The sequence below is a fragment of the Microbacterium sp. CH12i genome, assembly GCF_000685355.1.
GTDB lineage: Bacteria > Actinomycetota > Actinomycetes > Actinomycetales > Microbacteriaceae > Microbacterium.
The window spans coordinates 224,460-248,048 of sequence record NZ_JHET01000003.1 but is presented as its reverse complement, the minus strand read 5'-3'; the positions used below and the strand labels follow the sequence as shown (position 1 = coordinate 248,048).

General features: G+C 64.9%; 19 protein-coding genes, 4 pseudogenes and 2 riboswitches. Of the genes and pseudogenes, 10 read left to right on the top strand and 13 right to left on the bottom strand.

From position 1 onward, the window contains the following. Positions 1 to 2 precede the first annotated feature (2 nt). The 4 genes from fdxA to DC31_RS04305 are packed head-to-tail and all read right to left on the bottom strand — an operon-like array spanning position 3 to position 1,924. Entirely contained in the window at positions 3 to 323 is a 321-nt protein-coding gene (fdxA, locus tag DC31_RS04320) for a ferredoxin (RefSeq protein ID WP_036277352.1), read from the bottom strand. 9 nt (positions 324 to 332) lie between these two features. After that, positions 333 to 842 (bottom strand): histidinol dehydrogenase, encoded by a 510-nt coding sequence (locus DC31_RS04315; protein WP_200872862.1) that lies wholly within the window; start codon positions 840 to 842, stop codon positions 333 to 335. 57 nt (positions 843 to 899) lie between these two features. Continuing rightward, positions 900 to 1,214, bottom strand: a complete 315-nt coding sequence (locus DC31_RS04310; protein ID WP_036277350.1) for an AzlD domain-containing protein — start codon at positions 1,212 to 1,214, stop codon at positions 900 to 902. Next, entirely contained in the window at positions 1,211 to 1,924 is a 714-nt protein-coding gene (locus DC31_RS04305) for an AzlC family ABC transporter permease (protein ID WP_036277348.1), read from the bottom strand. The genes DC31_RS04310 and DC31_RS04305 overlap by 4 nt, the downstream gene beginning before the upstream one ends. A 96-nt stretch (positions 1,925 to 2,020) precedes the next feature. Between DC31_RS04305 and DC31_RS20155 the strand changes: the two are divergent. Then, positions 2,021 to 2,158 (top strand): annotated as a pseudogene (locus tag DC31_RS20155) (helix-turn-helix domain-containing protein); the annotation flags it as partial. Between the two features lie 502 nt (positions 2,159 to 2,660). On the opposite strand, the gene typA reads toward DC31_RS20155, so the two are convergent. Beyond that, on the bottom strand, positions 2,661 to 4,574 hold the full coding sequence (typA, locus tag DC31_RS04295; RefSeq protein ID WP_036277346.1) for a translational GTPase TypA: 1,914 nt from the start codon (positions 4,572 to 4,574) through the stop codon (positions 2,661 to 2,663). Between the two features lie 194 nt (positions 4,575 to 4,768). Between typA and DC31_RS04290 the strand changes: the two genes are divergently transcribed. Further along, on the top strand, positions 4,769 to 5,542 hold the full coding sequence (locus DC31_RS04290) for a CPBP family intramembrane glutamic endopeptidase (RefSeq protein WP_442921850.1): 774 nt from the start codon (positions 4,769 to 4,771) through the stop codon (positions 5,540 to 5,542). 98 nt (positions 5,543 to 5,640) lie between these two features. Next, the gene (locus tag DC31_RS04285) at positions 5,641 to 6,582 is read left to right on the top strand and encodes a hypothetical protein (RefSeq protein ID WP_051606395.1); all 942 of its coding nucleotides are present in this window, start codon (positions 5,641 to 5,643) and stop codon (positions 6,580 to 6,582) included. 77 nt (positions 6,583 to 6,659) lie between these two features. On the opposite strand, the gene DC31_RS04280 is transcribed toward DC31_RS04285, so the two are convergent. The 8 genes and pseudogenes from DC31_RS04280 to gcvT all read right to left on the bottom strand — a co-directional run bounded on the left by DC31_RS04280 (position 6,660) and on the right by gcvT (position 16,536). Then, on the bottom strand, positions 6,660 to 8,393 hold the full coding sequence (locus DC31_RS04280; RefSeq protein ID WP_051606394.1) for an ABC transporter ATP-binding protein: 1,734 nt from the start codon (positions 8,391 to 8,393) through the stop codon (positions 6,660 to 6,662). Continuing rightward, complete coding sequence (locus DC31_RS04275; protein WP_036277340.1) at positions 8,390 to 9,343, bottom strand: ABC transporter permease; 954 nt, start codon at positions 9,341 to 9,343, stop codon at positions 8,390 to 8,392. Before DC31_RS04275 ends, DC31_RS04280 begins: the two co-directional genes overlap by 4 nt. Next, positions 9,333 to 10,261, bottom strand: a pseudogene (locus DC31_RS04270) (ABC transporter permease). Before DC31_RS04270 ends, DC31_RS04275 begins: the two are co-directional and overlap by 11 nt. A 79-nt stretch (positions 10,262 to 10,340) precedes the next feature. After that, positions 10,341 to 11,960 carry a peptide ABC transporter substrate-binding protein gene (locus tag DC31_RS04265; protein ID WP_200872861.1) on the bottom strand — a complete coding sequence of 540 codons (1,620 nt, stop codon included), beginning with the start codon at positions 11,958 to 11,960 and terminating at the stop codon, positions 10,341 to 10,343. A 143-nt stretch (positions 11,961 to 12,103) separates the two neighbouring features. Then, positions 12,104 to 12,898: a hypothetical protein gene (locus tag DC31_RS20460; RefSeq protein WP_442921849.1), complete on the bottom strand. Its 795-nt coding sequence runs from the start codon at positions 12,896 to 12,898 to the stop codon at positions 12,104 to 12,106. Then, the gene (locus tag DC31_RS04260; RefSeq protein ID WP_442921854.1) at positions 12,886 to 14,919 is read right to left on the bottom strand and encodes a hypothetical protein; all 2,034 of its coding nucleotides are present in this window, start codon (positions 14,917 to 14,919) and stop codon (positions 12,886 to 12,888) included. The genes DC31_RS20460 and DC31_RS04260 overlap by 13 nt, the downstream gene beginning before the upstream one ends. A gap of 61 nt (positions 14,920 to 14,980) precedes the next feature. Then, the gene (gene gcvH, locus DC31_RS04255) at positions 14,981 to 15,358 is read right to left on the bottom strand and encodes a glycine cleavage system protein GcvH (RefSeq protein WP_036277339.1); all 378 of its coding nucleotides are present in this window, start codon (positions 15,356 to 15,358) and stop codon (positions 14,981 to 14,983) included. After that, a complete protein-coding gene (gcvT, locus tag DC31_RS04250) occupies positions 15,355 to 16,536 on the bottom strand; it encodes a glycine cleavage system aminomethyltransferase GcvT (RefSeq protein ID WP_036277338.1) in 1,182 nt (393 codons plus the stop codon). Before gcvT ends, gcvH begins: the two co-directional genes overlap by 4 nt. A 54-nt stretch (positions 16,537 to 16,590) precedes the next feature. Then, positions 16,591 to 16,679: riboswitch (glycine riboswitch) on the bottom strand. Further along, a riboswitch (glycine riboswitch) is annotated at positions 16,680 to 16,775 on the bottom strand. 198 nt (positions 16,776 to 16,973) lie between these two features. On the opposite strand from gcvT, the gene DC31_RS04245 reads away from it, so the two are divergent. The 7 genes and pseudogenes from DC31_RS04245 (at position 16,974) to DC31_RS20455 (ending at position 23,585) form a co-directional block, all read left to right on the top strand. Next, entirely contained in the window at positions 16,974 to 17,699 is a 726-nt protein-coding gene (locus tag DC31_RS04245) for an NUDIX hydrolase (protein ID WP_081813727.1), read from the top strand. Continuing rightward, positions 17,696 to 19,003, top strand: a complete 1,308-nt coding sequence (gene nadA, locus DC31_RS04240; RefSeq protein ID WP_036277334.1) for a quinolinate synthase NadA — start codon at positions 17,696 to 17,698, stop codon at positions 19,001 to 19,003. The genes DC31_RS04245 and nadA overlap by 4 nt, the downstream gene beginning before the upstream one ends. Further along, the gene (nadB, locus tag DC31_RS04235; protein ID WP_036277331.1) at positions 19,000 to 20,502 is read left to right on the top strand and encodes an L-aspartate oxidase; all 1,503 of its coding nucleotides are present in this window, start codon (positions 19,000 to 19,002) and stop codon (positions 20,500 to 20,502) included. Before nadA ends, nadB begins: the two co-directional genes overlap by 4 nt. Beyond that, positions 20,502 to 21,353 (top strand): carboxylating nicotinate-nucleotide diphosphorylase, encoded by an 852-nt coding sequence (gene nadC, locus DC31_RS04230; RefSeq protein ID WP_036277326.1) that lies wholly within the window; start codon positions 20,502 to 20,504, stop codon positions 21,351 to 21,353. Before nadB ends, nadC begins: the two co-directional genes overlap by 1 nt. Positions 21,354 to 21,369: 16 nt before the next feature. After that, positions 21,370 to 22,511: pseudogene (locus DC31_RS04225) on the top strand (cysteine desulfurase family protein). A 155-nt stretch (positions 22,512 to 22,666) separates the two neighbouring features. Next, positions 22,667 to 22,986 (top strand): annotated as a pseudogene (locus DC31_RS20150) (glycosyltransferase family 2 protein); the annotation flags it as partial. Positions 22,987 to 23,213: 227 nt separating this feature from the next. Then, positions 23,214 to 23,585: a hypothetical protein gene (locus DC31_RS20455; RefSeq protein ID WP_235201348.1), complete on the top strand. Its 372-nt coding sequence runs from the start codon at positions 23,214 to 23,216 to the stop codon at positions 23,583 to 23,585. Positions 23,586 to 23,589 lie beyond the last annotated feature (4 nt).

Genomic DNA, 23,589 nt, shown 5'->3' with positions numbered 1-23,589 from the left:
ACTTACTCTCCCTGCGGGGGAAGAGCCGCGATGATCGGGTGGTCGTACTTGATCACGCCCACCTTCGCCGCGCCACCAGGAGAGCCAACCTCGACGAAGAACTCGACGTTCGCCTTGTAGTAGTCGGCCCATTCTTCGGGCAGATCGTCTTCGTAGTAGATCGCTTCGACGGGGCAGACGGGCTCACAAGCTCCGCAGTCTACGCATTCATCGGGGTGGATATACAGCGAACGCTCGCCCTCGTAGATGCAGTCAACGGGGCACTCGTCGATGCAAGCACGATCCTTGACATCGACGCACGGAAGAGCGATCACGTACGTCACTCCCCCAGTCTACGACGTGGGGCCGCTACTCTCTCCGCGACGAGGCGTTTCGGACGGAACAGGTGCAATCGGAACGGCCACCATTACAACCGCCTCCATCGGAACAGAGGTGATGAGCGGGGCCGCCTCGGGCTCAGCGACAGCCTCGGTCGCGACGGGCAACCTACGCTGCGGCAGCGATGGCCAGGCGATTACGACCAGTGCGAGTCCGGCGACGAGGTAGATCCAGATCTGGCCAACCGGAGTGTTCGGCACGATGACTGAACCACCCGGGCCAGGGCCAGAGATGATCAACAGCGTCCCGAGCATCCCGATTGCGGTGGCGAGCGCCGCGCCACGATCGTGCGTCAGCGTGCGAACGGCGACAAGCAAAGCTCCACAGGCGATGCCGCCGATGATCAGTCCGACCGGAATCACGCCCCACATGAGGCTGTGCGCGATGGTGCCCGCCGCGCCGTAAACGACGCCGACGAGGGCAGCCGCGATCCAAGAGAGAACACGAGACATCCAATTGGGCACGCTGAGAGCTTACGCCGCCCCGAACTGGAACCCGGTTTCGGCTATGAGCCCAACGACTCAGACGGCCCAGCCGACGAGCCGGAGAAATGCTGCGACCACAGCCGCGGCGATCACAACGACGAGGAACGACTGCCGGAGGTACAGCAGGCCCGCTGCTACGAGCACCGCGGGGATCCTGGCATCCACCACCACTGACTGTCCGCTCCCCACGGTTTGGACGGCGACGAGCGCAGCCAGTAGCGCCACCGTCAGCAGATCGGAGATGCGGGCAGGGCGAGGCGCTTCAAGGAGGTGCGCGGGGATGAGGTATCCGAACGCCTTCAGCGCCACGCAGAGGCAGGCGGCAAGGAGCACCGCGCTCCAGACACTCACGCGATCGCCTCCTTCGAAGCCGCCGCGCCGCGCGCATCGTCGCGCCCGAGCCAGTTGAACCAACCGACCACGATTGCGACGACGGCAGCCACAAGCACCGGAAGCCCCGGCATGAGGAACGGCGTGAGGGATGCCGCGATGACAGCCGCCGCGACACCCACGGCGATCGCCTGACGCTGCTTCAGCCGTGGCCACAGGAGCGCGAGGAATGCGGCGGCGGCCGCGGCATCCAAACCCCAGTCTTTGGGAGCGCCGAGCACATCACCGAGCAGTGCGCCCACGAGCGTCGTGATGTTCCAACCGATGAAGACGCCAACGCCGGTCACCCAGAATCCGAGTTGCCCGAGCGGACGCGAAGGCTGCGAGATCGCCACCGCGGTCGACTCGTCGATCGTCACGTGCGCTGCGGCCGTACGCCGCCAGAACCCGCTGCCGATGATCGGCGACATCCGCATTCCGTAAGCAACGTTGCGCACCCCGAGTAGCACCGCCGACGCGATCGCCGACGGGAGTGCGGCAACCCCTCCCGCACCGAGCACTCCAATGAATGCGAACTGTGACCCGCCGGTGAACATCAGCAGGCTCAGCACGCAGGTCTGCCAGACGTCGAGACCGGATGCCACGGCGAGCGCGCCGAACGAGATGCCATAGGCGCTCGTGGCCACGGCGACGCCGACGGCTTCGCGCAACACCTCGCGTCGTTCGGTCACTTCCCGCTCCTCGTTCGTTTTACTGAACACTGACCACCATTGTGAACAATGCGAGACCACTAGTCAAGATGAACAATCGTTTGCCATACTGAACGAATGGAGGATCTCGGAACACGAATCGGACAAGCCCTACGGCGTGAGCGAGAGTCCGCCGCGATCACTATCTCGGAGCTTGCCCGGCGCGCCGGAGTCTCCAAGGCAACGGTCTCGCAGCTCGAGAGCGGCACCGGAAACCCGAGCGTCGAAACTTTGTGGGCTCTCGGCGATGCTCTCGGCATCCCCTTCGCCTCGCTCGTTGACCAGCAAGCCAATCCGCCGACGCTGATTCGCGCCGGGGATCTCGACGGCGTGCCTTCTGCGGCCGCGCACTACAGCGCGACACTCCTCTCGGCGAGCCCACCCGGTGCACGCCGCGACGTCTATGTTATCCGCGCCGAGCCCGGCGAACCACGACGTTCAACGCCACACCTGGCTGGCACGACCGAGCACGTCATCCTCATGACCGGTTCGGCACTCATCGGCCCCGCTGAAGAGCCGATCCTGCTCTCCCCCCGGCGACTACCTCTCGTACGCGGGCGACGCACCGCACGTGTTCGAGGCGTTGGCGCCCGGTACGAGCGCAGTGCTCATCACCGAGCTGCGCTGACGCTCGCCCCACACGTTCGAATCGCTCAAGTTGTTCCATCCTGGCGCGGATGCAACAACTTGAGCGATTCGAATGGCGGACGAGTGTCCGTTAAGCGTTGGCGTCCTGACGCTTCATACGCGATGTCTCGCGGCCGCGAACGGTCGCATCGAGGATCACCTTGCGGATGCGCACGACCTGAGGTGTCACCTCTACGCATTCGTCGTCACGGGCGAACTCGAGGCTCTCTTCCAGGGTCAGCTGGCGCGGCGGTGTCATCGACTCGAAGGTGTCCGAGCTTGCGGCACGCATGTTCGTGAGCTTCTTTTCCTTGGTGATGTTCACGTCCATGTCGTCGGCGCGCGAGTTCTCGCCGATGACCATGCCCTCGTACACTTCCTGCGTCGGCTGGACGAAGAACGACATCCGCTCCTGAAGAGCGATCATCGCGAACGGAGTGACGACACCCGAACGGTCAGCAACGATCGAGCCGTTCTGACGCGTGGAGATGTGTCCTGCCCACGCGTCGTAACCGTGCGAAATCGCGTTGGCGATGCCGGTGCCGCGCGTGGTGGTCATGAACTCGGTGCGGAAGCCGATCAGTCCGCGCGAAGGAACGATGAATTCCATGCGCACCCAGCCGGTGCCGTGGTTGATCATGTTGTCCATGCGGCCCTTGCGGGTCGCGAGCAGCTGAGTGATCGCACCGAGGTACTCCTCGGGAGCATCAATGGTGAGGTGTTCGAAAGGCTCGTGCACCTTGCCGTTGACCTGCTTGGTGACGACCTGGGGCTTGCCGACAGTGAGCTCGAAGCCCTCGCGACGCATGTTCTCGACGAGGATCGCGAGAGCCAGCTCGCCACGGCCCTGAACTTCCCAGGCATCCGGACGTCCGATATCAACGACCTTCAACGAAACGTTACCGATCAGCTCGCGGTCGAGGCGATCCTTCACCATGCGGGCGGTGAGCTTGTGGCCCTTCACCTTGCCCATCAGCGGCGAGGTGTTGGTACCGATCGTCATCGAGATGGCGGGGTCGTCGACATGGATCTGCGGAAGCGGACGCACATCGTTGGGGTCGGCGATGGTCTCACCGATCGTGATGTCTTCGAAGCCAGCGATGGCGACGATGTCACCGGGGCCAGCGGACTCGGCCGGGTAGCGCTCCAGAGCGCGGGTCTTCAGCAGTTCGGTGATGCGGGCGTTCTGGTGTGTGCCGTCTGCGCGCACCCAGGCGACAGTCTGGCCCTTCTTCAACGTGCCGTTGAAGACACGCAGGAGCGCCAGGCGGCCGAGGAACGGGCTGGAGTCGAGGTTCGTGACCCAGGCCTGCAGCGGCGCCTCGTCGTCGTAGGACGGCGCAGGAATGTGCTCGAGGATCGCACCGAAAAGCGGCTCGAGGTCCTCGTTGTCGGGCAGCGTGCCATTCTCGGGACGATTGCGGGATGCCGCACCGGCCCGGCCGGATGCGTACACAACCGGCACGTCGAGCAGCGCGTCGACATCGAGGTCTGGCACGTCATCGACGAGGTCGGATGCCAGGCCCAGCAGCAGATCGTGCGCCTCTTCTTCGACCTCGGCGATGCGAGCGTCGGGGCGGTCGGTCTTGTTGACCAGGAGGATGACGGGAAGCTTCGCTTCCAGTGCCTTGCGCAGCACGAAGCGGGTCTGCGGGAGCGGGCCCTCAGACGCGTCGACGAGAAGCACGACACCGTCGACCATGGACAGGCCGCGCTCGACCTCGCCGCCGAAGTCGGCGTGGCCGGGGGTGTCGATCACGTTGATCGTCACATCACCGTCGGTCGCGTGCACACCCTTGTAGGTGATCGTGGTGTTCTTCGCGAGGATCGTGATGCCCTTTTCGCGCTCAAGGTCATTCGAGTCCATGGCGCGCTCATCGACGTGAGCGTGTTCGCCAAACGAGCCCGTCTGACGGAGCATCGCGTCCACGAGCGTGGTCTTGCCGTGGTCGACGTGCGCGACGATAGCGACATTGCGGAGGTCAGAACGAAGGGCGTGCGCCATGCAAAATTCCTAAACGAGGAGGGGGTGCGCCGGGATGCCGACGCTACAGGATATCGCACGATGGCTGATCACACTCTGAGCGCGCATATGAACGCTCCCGTAACATCGGTCTGTGACCCTTCGACGAGCTCAGGGACCGGCAGGTCAGGAACCTGCGGTGCCCGCACCAGCGCGTTCGCGCATCTGGTGGGAGATTGCATCGTGCTCGCGCTCGGCCTCGGACAATCCGCTGTCTACGCCATCGTGCAGCTCGCGTATCGACTCACGGATTCGACGCCGCTGGCCGAGCAGACCACCACATTGAACCCCTCGCGCAGCACCGTGAGATCTTCGACCTCATCTACCAGGTGCTGGGTGTCGGGTTCTCTATTGTTCCGGTGCTGTTGGTGTGCTTCCTGCTGTGGCAGTCGTCACGCCCGCACCTGGGTCGGCTCGGGCTCGACGGCACACGCGTGGGCCGCGACGTCGGCCGCGGCATCCTGCTCGTTCTGGCCATCGGCATCCCCGGACTTGCGCTCTACGTGGGCGGACGGATGCTGGGACTCTTCGTCGCCGTGAATCCCGGCAGTCTCGACGCCTACTGGTGGACGGCGCCCGTGCTGCTGCTCTCCGCCGCGCGCGCGGCTCTCATGGAGGAGTTCGTGGTGCTGGGCTACCTGTTCACCCGTCTCAAGCAGCTCGGCTGGGGCACCTGGCCGATCATCATCGCGACCTCGGTGCTGCGTGCGAGCTATCACCTGTACCAGGGGCCGGGCGCCTTTATCGGCAACCTCGCGATGGGACTGCTGTTCGGCTGGCTGTTCGCTCGCACCGGTAGGCTGCTGCCGTTCCTAGTGGCACACTTCCTGATCGACGCCGTGGCCTCGTGGGGTACCCCCTGGTGGCGCCTTTCCTCCCCTAGCCAGAGTGCAAAACCACGCCGAGACAGCGTCGCATCGCGGCTGTCTCGGCGTGGTTTTGCAGTTTGAGTGAGGGGTGCCGGGCCAACTCGTTCTGCACATCGGATGCAGCGGGGACACAGCTGTGCAAACCGAGAATCGTTCCGCCGCACGGGCAACGTTGGATTATGCAAATCGTCCCCAGCCCCCTGCCGTTTATCCTCTCGCGCGATGAAGGGGTCAGCCACACCGAACGCGGATGGCGTTCTGGTGCGCTGAAACGTCTCGCACGCGGTGTGTATGTCGAGACGGCTCGCTGGGATGCGCTTCCTCCTTGGGAGAAGCAGCTCGTACGCGTACACGCTGCGCTGGCGACTGATCCTCGGCGCGTGATCTGCGGTGAATCCTCGGCAACACTTCTCGGTGTGCTCATCGCGTACCCGAGTCGCCCCGTACACGTGCTCGTCAGCGAAGGAACGGCCCGCGAGTACCGCGGAATCCGCACCCACGTCTCGGTTGACACTCGCGAAATCATCGTGATCGACGGCATCCGCTTGACTTCCCCCGCCGTGACCGCCGTCGACATTGCCCGTTCTCGGCCGCCCGCGGAGGCGCTCGCATACGCCGATGCTCTGCTGCGTATCGACGTCGCCGCCTGTCCAGCATCCCTCCTCGCGCTCAACGAGTCACTGGGATCGGGACGGGGGCGACGCCAAGCACGTTGGGCACTGGAGCGTGCGACTGGGACTCCGGAGAGCGTGCTCGAATCAGCCAGCCTCGCCGTAATCGAATGGCTCGGCTATGAGAGGCCGATCCTCCAGCAGGAGTTCTTCTTTGAGGGACACCTCGACCGCGCCGACTTCTACTGGCCGAATGCAGACATCATCGGTGAGTCCGACGGCGATGTGAAGTACTCGAGCGATCTCGGCGACCCGACTCGCGCGATCGTCGATGAGAAGCGTCGAGAGAACCGGCTTCGCCGCAACACGGCCGGGCTCGCGCGCTGGGGCTGGACGGAACTGTATGAAATCGAGCCCGCCGATGCCGCACTACGCGCTGCGGGGTTGCGTCCCGTGCGGCCTCGCGACACGATGCGCCTGACAGGCTTGCGTCCGTTCGGTCGGGATTGATCCTCGAGACTGCAAAACCACGCCGAGACGCGTGCGATACGTCGCTGTCTCGGCGTGGTTTTGCAGTCTCGGAGAAGTCAGCCGGCGCCAAGGGTGATCGAGGCGCCGGGGATCGCGCTCAGCAAGCGCTCGGTGTACTCCTGCTGCGGGTTCGCGAAGATGTCGTCGACGGTTCCCTGCTCCACGATGCGTCCGCTCTCCATGACGCAGACGCGGTCGGCGATCACACGCACGACGGCGAGGTCGTGAGTGATGAAGAGATACGTGAGGTTCAGCTCGGACTGCAGATCGGCGAGCAAGGCGAGCACCTGCGCCTGCACCAACACATCCAGAGCAGACACCGCCTCGTCAAGCACCACGATCTCGGGCTTCAGAGCCAACGCGCGGGCGACCGCAACACGCTGCCGCTGCCCACCGGAGAGCTCGTTCGGGTACCGGTCTGCCACGCTCGCGGGCAGCGCCACCTGATCGAGCACCTCGAACACCCTGGCACGCCTCGAGGCGGCGTCACCTACCCCGTGCACGCGCAGCGGCTCGGCGACCGTGTTTCCGATGTTGTGCAACGGATCAAGCGACCCATATGGATCCTGGAACACGGGCTGCATCTGCCGACGCATCGCCTGCAGCTCCGACCGGTTGAGAGTGTCGGTGTCTCTGCCGTTGACGAGGATCTTTCCAGCCGTTTTATGCTCCAACCGCAGCAGAAGTTTCGCCGCCGTCGATTTGCCCGATCCGGACTCGCCGACGATCGCCATCGTCGAACCCTTGGGCACCTGGAACGAGATGTCGTCCACAGCTGTGAACCGCGTTGAGCTGAACCCGGTGCCGCGAATCTTGAACACCTTCGTCACGCCGCGGAATTCGATCACGGGTTCGGCAGTCTCCGAGACAACGTGCGCTGCGACCGAAGGGATCGCCGCCAGGTCTGCCGCCCCTGCTGTGTCGGTGATCTCGATCACCTCGCCCGGCGCGTCGGCACTGGATGCAGCCTGAATCCGCTTCGAGGCGATGCTCGGCGCTGCTGAGACCAACCGCTGCGTGTACGGATGCTGCGGGTTCTGCAGAATCTCGAGCGCGGGCCCCGACTCCACGATCCGCCCACGGTGCATCACCACGAGGTTCTCGGCACGCTCGGCCGCAAGACCGAGGTCATGCGTGATGAACAGCATCGCCGTGTTGCGTTCCGCAGCAAGCCCCGCAAGATGGTCGAGGATCTTCTTCTGCACGGTGACGTCGAGCGCACTGGTCGGCTCATCGGCGATGAGCAGGTCCGGATGCGACGACAGGCCGATTCCGATGAGCACCCGCTGGCGCATCCCGCCGGAGAACTCATGCGGGAACTGCCTCAGCCGAGCCTCTGCATCAGCGAGTCCGGCCTCCTTGAGCACCTCAATTGCCCGTTTGCGTGCGGCCCGACGATTGTTTGCCAGCCCGTTGGCGAGGATCGTCTCCTCGACCTGGAATCCGATGCGGTGCACGGGGTTGAGGCTGTTCATCGGGTCTTGAGGCACCAGGCCTATGAGCTTTCCTCGCACATCTTCGATCTGAGAGCGACTCAGCTTCGTCAGATCGCGTCCCTGGAAGTTCACCGCTCCGCCGGTCACCCGCCCGCTGCCAGGCAACAGGTTGATGATGGCGTGTGCGGTCGTCGACTTTCCAGAGCCCGACTCGCCCACGATCGCCATCGTCTCGCCGGGGTAGATATCGAAGCTGACACCGCGCACGGCAGGCACGACGCCATCCTGCGTCCGGAAGGCGACTTCGAGGTTCTGCACGGATAGCAGCGGAACGTTCGCATCGTTGATGCTCATCGCAATGCCCTCGCCTTCGGGTCGAGCGCATCGCGCACAGTCTCGCCCAGCATGATGAACGAGAGCACGGTCAGCGACAGTGCGATCGATGGATAGATCAGCGGCATGGGGTCGGTGCGCAGACGAATCTGCGCATCGGCGATGTCCTTGCCCCAGGAAACGACGTCGCCGGGCAGCCCGACGCCGAGGAATGAGAGCGTTGCCTCCGCCGTGATCGCCGCGGCGAGCCCGATGGTGCTCACCACGATCACGGGAGCGATCGAGTTGGGCAGCACGTGCGTGAACATCGTACGGATTCGGGATACTCCGAGCGCCTCGGAGGCCATCACGAAGTCACTCGATCGCACCCGCAGGATCTCCGATCGCAGGATGCGCGCGAGCGATGGCCAGCCGAAGAAGCCGATGGCAAGTGAGATCACCAGGATGTTCCGGTTAGCCAGGAACATCGACATGATCACGACAGCTGCGAGGACGTAAGGGATCGCGAAGAACATGTCGCCGATGCGCATGAGCAGCGAGTCGACCCATCCGCCGAAGAATCCAGCGAACGCGCCGACGACGATACCCATCACGGCAATGATGATCGTCACAATGATGCCGACCGACAGCGAGGTGCTCGTGCCATTGATGACTCGCGAGTAGACGTCGCACCCTTGGAAGTCGAAACCGAGCGGGTGCCCGGCGCGAGGGTCGGCGTTCGAGTTCGACAGCTCGCAGGCGTGTGGTGAGACCTGCACAAAAAGGCCAGGAAAGAGCGCGACGACGATGAGCAGCACGACGAACACCGCGGAGACCCAGAACATCCAGCGCCCACGGAGGTCACGCCAGGCATCGAGCCAGAGGTTGCTCTTGCGCTCGCTCACTCGTACGGCGTCGACAGCACCGAGTCCCGCCTCGTCGATTTCGGCGACGTAGTGCGCCATCCGGCGCGTAGGAATCTCATTTGACATAGCGAATCCTCGGGTCCAGCACGCCGTACAGAAGGTCGATCAGCAGGTTCACCAAGACGTAGATGATGACCAGCACGGTGACGATCGACACGATCTCGGGGGCATCGTGTCTTCGGATCGCCTGGAAGAGTTCGTTGCCGACTCCTGGGACGTTGAAGATGCCCTCAGTGACCGTGGCACCGACGATCAGGATGCCGAAATCGGCAGCGAGGTTCGTGGTGACGGGGATCAACGAGTTTCGAAGCACGTGCACGGGAATGACTCGCCGCGTGGGCAGCCCCTTACCGAGGCCATCCGGACGAAGTCCTGCTGGCGAGTCTCGATGACCGAAGCGCGGGTCAGTCTCACCACATAGGCGAAGTTCAGCGCAGCAAGCACGATCGCCGGAAGCAGGAGGTCTATCCACGGCACGCCCCTACTGACGGTTGGCCGGAAGATCTCCAGCTGGATGCCGAGGAAGAACTGCGCGATGAACGCGAGCACGAACACGGGAAGAGAGATGAGGAGCAGGGAGATCAGCATTGAAACGTGGTCGAAAACGCTGTTCTTGCGCAGGCCCGCAACGAGGCCGACGGCCACACCGAACACGAGCTGCAGCACGATGGCCAGCAGCGCAAGCCGCAGCGTCACCGGAAAGGTTCGCAGCAGGATGTCGTTGACTTCTTGACCGCGGAACGTCGTGCCGAGGTCGCCATGGAACAGATCGGACAGGTAGATCAGGTAGCGCGTGAAGAACGGCTGATCGAGGTGGTACTCCGCCATGAGCGCTGCGTACTGCGCATCGGTCGGCGTCTTATCGCCGAACAGCGCGAGGATCGGGTCGCCGGGCAGGAGGAAGACCATCGAGAAGATCAGGAAGGTCGCCCCGAGGAAAACGGGTATCGCCTGAAGCAGGCGTCGGAAGATATATCCAGTCATAGCGAGCACCCAAGCCGTGCGGTGCGGAGCGACGAATCTGCATCGCTCCGCACCGCACGTTCAGGACAGTGCCTGAGAGCTACTCGGCCTTCGTGATCTGGTAGATGATCGGCCAGCTGTCCCAGCCGTACTCCACGTTATCGACCACCGTCGAGTAGCCGGCGTTCGTCGAGCGGTACCAGAGCGGCAGGACGGGAAGGTCAGCGAAGAGAACTTCCTGCGCCTGGTCGAAGAGCTTCTGACCGTCTTCGACCGTTGGCGCTGTCGCACCCTCCTGCACGAGCTTGTCGTACTCGGGGTTCGAGTAGTCGCCGTCGTTCGAGCCTGCACCGGTGATGAACAGCGCACCCAGGATGTTGTAGGCACCCGGGTAGTCGAACTGCCACCCCGAACGCGTTGCGGCGTTCAACGTGCGGTTCTTGATCTCTTCACGCAGCGTGGCGAGATCGGGGAACGACTGCCCGGCCGCATCGATGGCGAGTGTGTTCTTCAGCTGGTTCGAGACTGCATCGACCCACGGCTGGTGGCCACCATCGGCGTTGTACGCGATGGTGAAGGTGCCGCTCCATGGCGAGATGGCGTCAGCCTGTGCCCACAGATCTTTAGCCTTCGCAGCATCCGCGTGCGTGACCTCGGAACCCTTGAGCGAATCGTTCCATCCGTCGATCACTGGGGATGTGTAGTCGACGGCAGGCGTCCTGGTGCCCTCGAAGATCACATCGGTGATCTCGTCACGGTCGATGGCGTAGGAGATCGCCTGACGACGCAGGATTCCTTCTTCGTCGTTCGCGAAGTGATCGAGGCGGGCAGGAATCGTCAGCCCCTCCCAGATCGCGGCGGGCTGGTCGACAGCGCGGTCGCCGAGGTCATCCTTGTACGTGGCCAGTGCCGACGGCGGAACGCCGGGGTTGATCACATCGAGGTTGTCGGAGAGCAGGTCGGCGTATGCCGCCTCCCCCGTGCCGTAGCTGACGAGGTCGACTCCACCGTTCTGAGGCTTGCGCGGGCCGTCGTAACCCTCGTTCGGGACGAGCGAGATGACCGAGTCGTGCTCCCACTTGTCGAGCTTGTACGGGCCGTTGCCGATCGGAGCTTCGCCGAACGCCTCCGGGTCATCGAAGAATGACTCGGGCAGCGGCGAGAACACCTGGTAGCCGAGCGAGATCGGGAAGTCCGACTGGGGAGCAGCAAGCTGCACAGTGAAGGTCGTGTCGTCGACGACCTCGAGGCTGAGCGAATCCTCGACAATGGCGTCGGCGCTGTAGCCCTCGAAGTTCGCGAACCACCACTGGTTCTCAGCGGCAGGATCGGATGCGGCGTACTGCCAGGAGTTCACGAACGACTCGGCGGTGACAGGGGTGTCATCGCTGAACTTCGTGCCGTCCTTGATCTTGATCGTCCAGAGCTGGTTGTCTTCAGACTCGATCGACTCCGCGACATCCATCGCCATCGCGCCGTCGGCTTCGTAGTAGACGAGCCCGGCGAAGATGTTCTGCAGCACGAGGCCGCCGCCGACTTCGTTCGTCACTGCCGGGATGAGTGGGTTCTGCGGTTCGTTGCTCTGGACCGTGACGACTCCGCCAGACCCACCTGCGTCGCCGCCACCGTCGCCGCCGCCACCTGATGCACATCCGGAGAGAGCAATGACGCCCGCTGCCAACATCCCCACGCCCGCGAGGGCGATCTTGTTTCTCTTCACTTTGTCCTCCTGTGGACATGTAGAAGTGCGCACCCGAGTTCGAGTCGCAGATGTGTTGAGAGTAACCCGCGCAGACCCGCAATGGGGTGTTGTGTTAATCAACCGTTACTGAGTGGTGACCTTCTGGAAATATCTTGCAGAGGCTAGGCGAACGCCTCAACCGGCGGGCAGGCGCACACGAGGTTGCGGTCGCCGTATGCCTGATCGATTCGGCGCACGGGTGGCCAGTACTTGCCTGCCACGAGCGTGCGCACCGGGTATGCGGCATCCTCGCGCGTGTAGGCGTGGTACCACTCCCCTGCGATCAGCGCGACGGCGGTGTGCGGCGCGTTCACCAGCGGGTTGTCATCGGCGGGCCAGCGACCGGATGCCACGGCATCCGCCTCGGTCTTGATCTGAATCATCGCCTCGATGAACCGGTCGATCTCTCCGATGTCCTCAGACTCCGTGGGCTCGACCATGAGCGTTCCCGGCACCGGGAACGACATGGTCGGCGCGTGGAAGCCGTAGTCGATCAGGCGCTTGGCGACGTCGTCGACGGTGATGCCGGTGGCTTCTTTGAGGGGGCGGAGGTCAAGGATGCACTCGTGTGCGACCCGACCGTTCTCCCCCGTATAAAGCACCGGGAAATGCTCGCCCAAACGTGCGGCGATGTAGTTCGCCGACAGCACCGCAGCCGCGGTGGCATCGCGCAGTCCCTCGGCGCCCATCATTCGTACGTACGACCAGGAGATCGGCAGGATGCCGGCCGATCCGTAGGGGGCGCCCGACACGGCCCCGCCGGCGAACTCGAATCCTCCGGCGTGCGTGGAACGCTGCTCGAGCGGATGCGAGGGCAAATACGGCGCCAGGTGCGCTTTCGCCGCCACCGGACCGACGCCGGGGCCACCGCCGCCATGCGGGATGGCGAACGTCTTGTGCAGGTTCAGGTGCGACACGTCACCGCCGAGGTCACCGAAGCGCGCGTAGCCGAGCAGCGCGTTGAGGTTCGCACCGTCAACGTATACCTGCCTCCGGCGTCGTGCACGGCGGTGGTGATGTCAATGACATCCTGCTCGTATACGCCGTGCGTCGACGGATACGTGATCATGAGTGCCGCGATCTCGTCGGCGTGCGCCTCGATCTTCGCGCGCAGGTCGGTCAGATCGACATTGCCCATCTCGTCACACGCGACGACGACGACCTTCATTCCGGCAAGCACTGCGGATGCCGCGTTCGTGCCGTGCGCGGAAGACGGAATCAGGCACACCGTGCGGTGCGCGTCGCCGTTCGCCTGGTGGAAGCCGCGGATCGCGAGGAGCCCTGCGAGCTCACCCTGCGAGCCCGCATTCGGCTGCAGCGAGACGGCGTCGTAGCCGGTGACCTCTGCGAGCCAGCTTTCCAGCTGATCGATGAGGTCAAGGTATCCCTCGACATCGGATGCCGGAGCGTAGGGGTGGATTCCGGCGAACTCCGGCCAGGTGATCGCTGCCATTTCGGTGGCGGCATTGAGCTTCATCGTGCACGAGCCCAGCGGGATCATACCGCGGTCAAGCGCGTAGTCGCGGTCGGCGAGGCTCTTCAAATAGCGCATCATCGCCGTCTCGCTGTGGTGCACGTGGAAGACGGGGTGGGTGAGGAATTCGTCCTGGCGCGCCAGCGCCTCAGGTAGCGCTTTTCCGCCGCTGCCGACGAAGGCGAACGAACGCGCTCCGCCCTCCCCGAACAGGCTCGCAACCGAGAGCAACTGCTCGAACGACGTCGTCTCATCGACCGCGATTCCGACGGTCTCTGCGTCGACGAGCCGCAGCAGGATGCCCTTCTCGTCATGCGCACGTTGCACGATGGCTGCGGCATCCGTCACGCGCACCTGCAGCGTGTCGAAGAACGAGTCATGCACGACCTCTGCGCCGGCATCCGTGATCTGCTTGCGAAGGAACGCTGCCTTCGAGGCAACCTCGCCCGCGATCTGTCGCAGCCCATCCGGCCCGTGATAGACCGCATACATCGCGGCCATGACGGCCAGCAGCACCTGCGCGGTGCAGATGTTCGACGTCGCCTTCTCACGGCGGATGTGCTGCTCGCGCGTCTGCAGCGAAAGACGATACGCAGGCTTGCCCTCAGCATCCACCGAGACGCCGACGAGTCGACCGGGCAACTGACGCTCCAGGCCCTGGCGCACTGCCATATAGCCGGCGTGCGGTCCACCGAATCCCATCGGCACACCGAAGCGCTGCGTTGTTCCCACTGCGACATCCGCGCCGAGCGAGCCCGGTGAGGAGATCAGGGTGAGCGCGAGCAGGTCGGCCGCGACGACCGCGAGGCCGCCAGCCACGTGGGCGGCATCGATGACGGCGGTCGGGTCCCAGACGAGACCGGATGCGGCGGGGTACTGCACGAACACGCCGAACAGCTCCTCCGGCAGCGCTTCACCGCCGGACAGGTCGCGCTCGGCGAGCTCGATGCCGAGGGCGTCAGCACGTGTGGCGAGCAGTGCCTTGGTCTGCGGGAACGCGTCGGCGTCAACGACGAACACGGCAGACTTCGACTTGGATGCGCGCCTGGCAAGCAGCATCCCCTCGACGACGGCCGTGGACTCATCGAGCATCGATGCGTTCGCAGTCGAGAGCCCCGTGAGATCAGCGACCATCGTCTGGAAATTGATCAGCGCCTCCAGGCGCCCCTGCGAGATCTCCGGCTGGTACGGCGTGTAAGCCGTGTACCAGGACGGGTTCTCCAAGACGTTGCGCTGAATCACGCTCGGAGTGAGCGTTCCGTAATAGCCGAGACCGATCATCGGCCGATTCACCGTGTTGCGCGACGCGAAACCACGCAACTCGGCGAGCGCTTCTGCCTCGGTCGCGGCATGCGGGATGACGGAGGTCTCGGAAGGCTCGGTAAAGATCGCCGCCGGCACTGCGCTGCGCATCAGAGCTTCAATGGGTGCGTCAGCGTCGGAGATACCGAGAGCATCCAACATCGTGCGCTGGGTCTGGGCGGTCGTCCCGATATGACGGTCGGCGAACTTTGTCACTGAGAAATCAACCCTCCGTGAGAGCGACGTAGGCGTCGCGGTCGAGCAGTGCGTCGGCGGCACCATCGTTGATGGCCACCTTGATGAGCCAACCGCCCTCGAAAGGCTCACTGTTCACCAGTGAGGGGTCATCGACAACAGCATCGTTGATCGCGGTGACCGTTCCGACAAGGGGTGCGTAGAGCTCGCCGACCGACTTGGTCGATTCGATCTCGCCGACGACAGCGCCGGCCGCGATCTCGGTGCCCACGGCGGGCAGCTCGACGAAGACGACGTCACCGAGCTTCTCGGCAGCGAAATCGGTGATGCCGATGGTGGCGACACCGTCCGTGATCGAGAGCCACTCGTGCTCTTCGGTGTACTTGAGGGCGTTGAGGTCAGTCATTTCTTCCTCCGATAGAAAGGCAGGGCGGCTACGGCCGCGGGGATCTTAGTTCCACGTACATCCAGGAATACGGCTGTTCCCTCTTCGACGGAAGAAGGATCGATAAAAGCCATCGCGATCGGGTGGCCGAGGGTCGGGCTGAGCGCGCCGCTGGTGATCTCACCGAGCACTGTGCCATCTGCGTCGACCACCGCGTAGCCGGCGCGGCCAGCGCGCTTGCCTTCGGCTGCGAGACCGACAAGCACGTGCGCACCTTCCGCGGCCGAGACAGCATCCTTGCCGACGAAGGATTCCTTATCGGATGCCACGACTCGACCGAGTCCGGCCTGCGCAGGCTTAGTGTCGAGCGAGAGCTCATGGCCGTACAACGGCATGCCCGCCTCGAGGCGCAGCGTGTCGCGGGCGGCGAGGCCAGCCGGGACGATGCCGTGCGGTTCTCCGGCTGCGAGCACCGCATCCCAGAGAGCAGGGGCATCTTCGGCGCGGACGAGCAGTTCGAAGCCGTCCTCGCCGGTGTAGCCGGTGCGAGCGAGCAGCAGCGGTTCGCCGTTGTAGCGCGCGGACGCCCAGGCGTAGTACTTCTGCTCCCCCCAGGGGATGCTGAGCTCGGTGATGCCGTCGATCTCGGCAACAATCGCCTCGGAAGCAGGACCCTGGATCGCGAGCAGCGCGTAGGTGTCGGAGACGTCGGAGACGCTGACTCCGCGGCGCGTGGTGTCGTCGTCTTCCACGACCAGCTCACGCACGAACGGACGCACTCGCTCGCCGAGCGCTTCGGCGACTGCACCCCGGTTTCCGGCGTTCGAGATGATCAGGAAGTTATCGTCAGCGAGTCGGTAGACGATGACGTCATCGATGATGCCGCCGCTCTCGGCCAGAAGAAGAGAGTACTTCGCCTTGCCGATTGTCATCGTGGACAGGCGCCCGGCGAGCGCGTAGTCCAGGTATGCCGCAGCATCCGGGCCCTCGATCGTGAATTCGGCCATATGCGAGATGTCGAAGAGCCCGGCGGCATCACGCACTGCGTGGTGCTCGGCGAGGTCAGAGGTGTAGCGCACCGGCATCTGCCAGCCACCGAAGTCGGTGAAGGATGCACCGAGCGACTCGTGCCGCTCGCGAAGCGGGGTGTATCTGCTGGTCGGCGTCGCGCTCTCGCGCGGCGCATGGGCCTCAGTCATGGAGTTCTCCCGTGTCGATCGGAAGGATGCCGTACGGAATGCACGGTATCCGAGAACTCCCCCTCTGTCATGGGCCTGAGAGTTTCGCCCCAGATTGGGGGCTTTCACCGTCGGCGGATGCACGCATCACTTTCCAGAGTGGCCTGACCTGCGCGGTACGCGGTACCTGAGAGATTGACGGGGAGGCTTGCTCCTTCGGTGCCCGGCTGCATTCACCGGAGCTCTCCCGCACGGGTCGTGGGGCCTGTCTTCAGTTGTTCGCACCAGCTTAGCGTTCACAACTCCTCCAATTTGGTCCCGTTCGCTACAACCGAGCCGTTTTGCATTCGCGCGCGCGAACTTTGGAGGAGTTGCGAACGCGTGATCAAGTGTTACGACGCGAAATTGCGCTTCGGGTCACTCTGACACTAAGATCAATTCCGGAGGTTAAAGTCATGATGACCAGAACCCGGGAGTCTGATATTCGCGTCGCGGTGTCGACAGTGATCCTGACGCTGCGGCGCGCGCCCGTCGAAGAGCTGCCCTCGCTCGCGCTGCCGATGGTGCTGCGCACGCGCGATCCGCACCAGGGTGATTGGGCTCTTCCTGGCGGCTGGCTCGAACCCGACGAGAATCTTGAGGATGCCGCGGCCCGCACCCTGCACGAAACCACCGGCCTCTCCCCCAGCTATCTCGAGCAGCTATATGCCTTCGGGGCCGTCGACCGTTCCCCAGGCCGCGTCATCTCCATCGTTTACTGGGCGCTGGTGCGCTCAGACGAAGTCGACGCGCAAAGCGCGGCGCATGTGGCATCCGGTCTGGCGCCCGAGAACGTGCAGTGGTTCGATGCCGCAACTCTCCCCGCACTCGCCTTCGATCACAACCAGATCATCGACTATGCACTCTGGCGTCTGCGCAACAAGGTCGGCTATAGCCGAGTCGCACACGGATTCCTGCCCCCGACCTTCACGTTGGCTGATCTCCGCGAGGCCTATGAGGCGATCCTCGGCAAACGGTTGGATCCGGCCAACTTCCGCCGCCAGGTCGAAACTTCCGCCACGCTGCTGCCGACCGACGAGTTCCGCACCGGCAGTCACCGTCCCGCCCGCCTGTACCGATACAACAACGCCGTCGAGCTCGCCGACCGTGGCCCGCTCGCCGTGGATGAAAAGAGGACCCGATGACCCTTCAGCAGCTGCCCCCTGTCGACGCCTCCGTCGATCATCTGATCCAAACCATCGTCACCGGTGCGTCGACGGATGCGACCTGCAGCACCGATCTGGCCGTGGGCCCGTGGGATTTTGATTCTCGGCCTGGCTACGGTCCCGGCTCTTCGATGGGCGACGTCATCCCGACCGGGTCGCCGCGCCAGGGGGAACTGCCTGCCGCGTACCGCGAGGCGAGCGAGGAAGATCTCGACGCTCGCATTCGCGCCGCGAAAGCAACTCTGGGAGACCGCGCGGTCATCCTCGGCCACTTCTACCAGCGCGAGGAGGTCATTCAGCACGCGGATTACGTCGGAGACTCGTTCCAGCTGGCGAACGCCGCTCTCGAGAACCCCAATGCCGAGGCGATCGTCTTCTGCGGCGTGCACTTCATGGCCGAAACCGCTGATCTGCTCTCCGGGCCAGACCAGGCCGTAATCCTGCCGAACCTCGCTGCCGGATGCTCGATGGCTGACATGGCAGACATTGACCAGGTCGAAGACTGCTGGGAGCAGCTGGCCGATGTACTCGGTCCGCTCGACGCCGTCGACGCGAGCGGCCGGGTGCCCGTCATCCCGGTGACCTACATGAACTCCTCTGCCGCGATCAAGGGATTCGTCGGACGCCACGGCGGAATCGTCTGCACGTCCTCGAACGCCGAGACCGTGCTGGAATGGGCCTTCGAGCGCGGCCAGCGTGTGCTGTTCTTCCCCGATCAGCACCTCGGCCGCAACACCGCCAAGGCGATGGGTGTGCCACTGGAGCAGATGCCGATGTGGAACCCGCGTCGCCCATTTGGCGGTTCTTCGGCTGAGCAACTGGTCGATTCACGAGTCATCCTTTGGCACGGGTTCTGCTCGGTGCATCGCCGGTTCACCGTCGCGCAGATCGATCAGGCCCGCGTCGATCACCCTGGCGTGCGCGTCATCGTGCACCCGGAGTGCCCGATGGAGGTCGTGGATGCCGCTGACGAAGCAGGCTCGACCGACTACATCCGCCGCGCGATCGATGCCGCCACGGAGCCGTCGACCTTCGCGATCGGCACCGAGATCAACCTCGTGCGCAGGCTCGCCGCGCAGTATCCGCAGCACGAGATCTTCTGCCTCGATCCGGTCGTCTGCCCGTGCTCGACGATGTATCGCATCCACCCCGGCTACCTCGCTTGGGTGCTGGAAGAGCTCGTCGCCGGGCGCACGCCGAACCGCATCCAGGTAGCCTCCGACGTCGCTGATCCCGCTCGCATCGCTCTCGAGCGGATGCTGGCCGCAAAGCCCCGCGCATGAACGTCATCGTCGTCGGCTCCGGCATCGCCGGACTCGTCGCGGCCCTGCATACCGCCGAAGCCGGTCACACGGTGACGCTCCTCACCAAAGGTGCGCTCGGAGGCGGCTCCACGCCGCTCGCGCAGGGCGGCGTCGCGGGAATTTACGGTTCCGGTGACTCGCCCGAGGCTCACGCTGCCGACACGCTCTCAGCGGGCGCCGGCCTCTCTGACCCCTCAGCCGTGAACGTGCTCGTCAGCGAAGGCGCCGAAAGGATCGCCGAGTTGATCGCGCGCGGTGTGGCGTTCGATCGCGCTCCCGATGGCACGTTGCTGCTCGGCCGCGAGGCCGCCCACAGTCACGCCCGAATCGTTCATGCGGGCGGCGATGCAACCGGAGCTGCGATCTCGAGCGCGTTGATCGCGCAGCTGTCGTCATGTCCGATCCATGTCATTGAGCACGCGTTTTTGGCCGACCTGATCGTCGACGACGACGAACTCACCGGGAAGCGCGCAGTGCGCGGCGTCCGGATGCTGTGCGGCGAAGCATCCGTCGATCTCGAAGCGGATGCGGTGATTCTGGCTACTGGCGGCGCCGGTCAACTGTTCGCTCACACGACGAACCCGCTCGGTGTGACGGGCGACGGCATCGCCGCAGCGATGCGTGCTGGCGTCGCCGTCACCGACCTGGAGTTCATGCAGTTTCACCCGACGGTGCTCGCCGCGGGGGCCGCATTCCTCATCTCCGAGGCTGTGCGTGGTGAGGGCGCGACACTGCTCAATGACGAGGGTCGGCGGTTCGCGTTCGACAGCCACCCCGACGGAGAACTTGCCCCGCGCGATGTGGTCTCGCGTGCGATCGCCCGCCAGGCTGCGGCGCAGGGCCGGCCCGTGCTGCTGGATGCCACGATGCTCGGCGCCTCGCGGTTGGCCGAGCGGTTCCCCACGATCGACCGGGTCACGCGCGAGCGTGGCTTCGACTGGGCGCGCGAGCCGATCCCCGTCACGCCCGCTGCGCACTATCTAATGGGTGGAATCATCACAGACCTCGACGGTCGCACGTCCATTCCCGGACTTTTTGCAGTCGGCGAGGTCGCCCGCACCGGCGTGCACGGCGCGAACCGTCTGGCATCCAACTCGCTGCTCGAGGGTGCGGTGTTCGCCGCGCGTGCCGCAGCCGCTGTCACCTCTCCGTTCGAATCGCGCAAGTTGCTGCATCCGAGGGGCGAATGGCACAACTTGCGCGATTCGAAAGTGCCCCACGACCGCAGCGGCCTCCAGCAGCTCATGTGGGACAACGTTGGGTTGCTTCGCACCGAAGGCGGCCTCGTCGAAGCGCTCGACTCGATTCGTTCGTGGGCCGCAGCGCCAGCCCCCATCGCTACCCCCCGCACCCGTGCCGAGCACGAAGACGCGAGTCTCCTGCAGCTCGCAGAGGCGATGGCATCCGCAGCCCTCGCCCGCGCCGAATCCGTCGGCGCTCACCACATCGCTCATGAACCTGCCCTGATCGGAGCCTGATGCTCACTACCGCCACCCTCACCCGCGTCGTCGGCGCAGCCCTCGAAGAGGATGCCCCCTGGGGCGACCTCACCAGCAGCACGCTGCTGCCCGCACATGCCACTGCGACGGCTGACCTCGTGGCGCGTGAGCGCGGGGTCTTCAGTGGCGGCGACGTCTTCGCTGCCGCGTTCTCACTCACCGACCCGACGCTCACGGTGGATATGCACGTCGGTGACGGCGACGAGTTCGCGCCGGGCGACGTGCTTGCTTCGGTGTCGGGATCGGCTCGCAGCATCCTCACCGCCGAGCGTGTCGCGCTCAACTTCACGCAGCGGATGAGCGGCATCGCGACGCTCACTGCCCAGTACGTCAGCGCGATCCACGACACCGACACACGCATCGCCGACACTCGCAAGACAACGCCGGGGCTGCGTGCCTTCGAGCGGCACGCGGTGGTCTCCGGGGGCGGCAGCAACCACCGGCATTCGCTGTCGGATGCCGTAATGGCCAAAGACAACCACCTCGCCGTGCTGCAGCGATCCGGAGCTGATCTCGCCACGGCCCTGCGGGAGGCGCTGTCTCGTCTGCCGCACACCACGCACGTCGTCGTCGAGGTCGACCGACTCGATCAGATCGAAGCGGTGCTCGCCGGCGGCGCCCACACCGTTCTGCTCGACAATTTCTCCCTCGAAGACCTGCGGGCGGGCGTCGCTCTGATCGGCGATCGCGCGACGGTCGAAGCATCCGGCGGCGTGAATCTCGACACGGTGCGCGCCATCGCCGAGACCGGAGTCGACGTCATCTCGGTCGGAGCGCTCACGCATTCCGCACGCGCGCTCGACCTCGGACTCGACGTGCGGATCGACTGATGCAAGACGATCAATAATGCTCTACCTCGATCACGCGGCGACGTCTCCGGTGCGTCCGGAAGTGCTCAACGCGATGCAGCCGTACCTCACCGGCGTCTTCGGCAACCCATCGAGCCATCACACCGCGGGTGAGGCTGCGGCGAGCGCGCTGGAGGATGCACGAGCGCGGGTCGCTCGGGTGCTGGAAATGCGTACCGGAGACGTGATCTTTACAGCGGGTGGCACCGAGGCGAACAACCTCGCGGTCAAGGGGATCGTGCTCGCTGCGCTCGATCGCGGACGCACACACCTGATTACGACGCCGATCGAGCACGAGTCGATCCTTGAATCTGCAGAGTATCTGCAGCGCTTTCACGGCGTCGAAGTGACACGGGTGCCGGTCGATTCTGCCGGGCGTGTGAGCGCTGATGCTCTCGCCGACGCGTTACGCGAGAACACCGCCCTGGTCTCGCTCGGACACGCGAACAATGAGATCGGCACGGTGCAGGATGCCGCGACCCTCGCCGCGGTGACAAAAGCCGCCGGCGTTCCGCTGCACCTCGATGCGGTGCAGTCGGCCGGTTGGCTGGAGCTCGCAGGGCTCGGCGCTGATGCCGTGTCGATCGCGGGCCACAAGCTCGGAGCGCCCAAGGGCATCGGTGCGCTGGCTGTGCGGGGCCGTGTGCCGCTGGAACCGCTGTTGCACGGCGGTGGGCAGGAGCGCGGGCGCCGCTCCGGCACCGAGAATGTCGCAGGGGCCGTGGGGCTCACGGTCGCCTTGGAACTGGCTGAGGCTGAGCGGGATGCCGTTGCTGCGCGCGTCGAGGAGCTGACGGCGAGGTTCATCTCCGGAGTGCTCACCGCAGTACCGCAGGCTGCGCTGACCGGCGACGCGGTGCGTCGCCTTCCCGGTACTGCGAGCTTCACGTTCGCCGGCACGAGCGGCGAAGCTGTGCTGCTGGAGCTCGAGCGACGAGGCGTGATCTCGTCGAGCGGATCGGCGTGCGCCGCGGGCAGCGGCGAGCCTCGCACGTGCTGCTGGCCTGCGGCATCGCGCCGGAGGTCGCCCAGACGTCGGTGCGTTTCACGTTCGGTCGCACGCCGCTGGTCGAACAAGCGCCCGAACAACTCGCTGCGCTCGTCGCTGCTGCAGTCGATGCTGTCGGTTCTGGTTCATAACTCCTCCAGATTCATCAGTGGGACGCTCCAGTTCCGCGCCGTTGCGGCACTACCTCCCGCGCTGGCACCGTTTTTGGAGGAGTTGTGAACGGCCAGGACCTTAGACTCGGCTGGTGACCGCCTCTGATCCGACCGGATCCGCCCCGATCGTGACGATGATTGTCCCCGGCCGCGACATTGCGGCGTTCGCCCCGGCCGCGATCGCCTCCCTCCAGGTGCAGACCGAAACTCGCTGGCGCGCCATCCTCATCGATGACGGGTCGACGGATGCCACTGGCGACGTCTTCGCGGATGCCGCGGCATCGACCCGCGGTTCACAGTGCTCCGCCACGAGGCTTCCCGCGGCCTCGGCGCCGCACGCAACATCGGCCTCGAACTCGTCGACACTCCCCTGCTCGGGTTCCTCGACTCCGACGACGAGCTCACCCCCACCGCACTCGCTCGACTGACCGGCACCCTCGCCGAGACCGGCAGCGACTTCGTCGCCGGCGCATACGTCCGCTCTCGGTTGCAGGATGGGTCCTACGTTGCCGGAAGAGTTCAGCCGTGGACGGCCGCGGCGACTGATCCGCAGCGTCTGCGCACGACAATCGCCGAGCACCCCCGGGCGTCAGCGAACATCGTCGCCTGGTCAAAGATCAGCCGGACAGACTTCTGGCGCGACCTGCGATTCCCGGAGGCGTCGCCTACGAAGATCAGATCGTGGCGCAGCAGATGTACACACGGGCCGCATCCTTCGACGTCATCCCGGACGTCGTCGTGCAGTGGCGGCTGCGTGCCGACGGTACCTCCATCACGCAGGGCAAGGCACAGCTGTCGGTGCTGCGTGATTATCTTGGCGCCCTTCGTGGCGGCATCCGCGTGCTGCGCGAAGCCGGTGCAACCGACGCGGTGGCCGCGCGAGTCGAACTCATCCTGGCCATGGATCTGCCGCCGCTGCACGAGATCGTCAGTACCCATGCGGACCCTGCATACGCCGCCGAGGTCGACGCCTTCGTCGAAGGGCTGCGCGCGCTACCCGAGTTCGCCGAGGCCCACCCCGATCCGAACATCGCCGTCGCTCTCGCCTGGTGAGGGC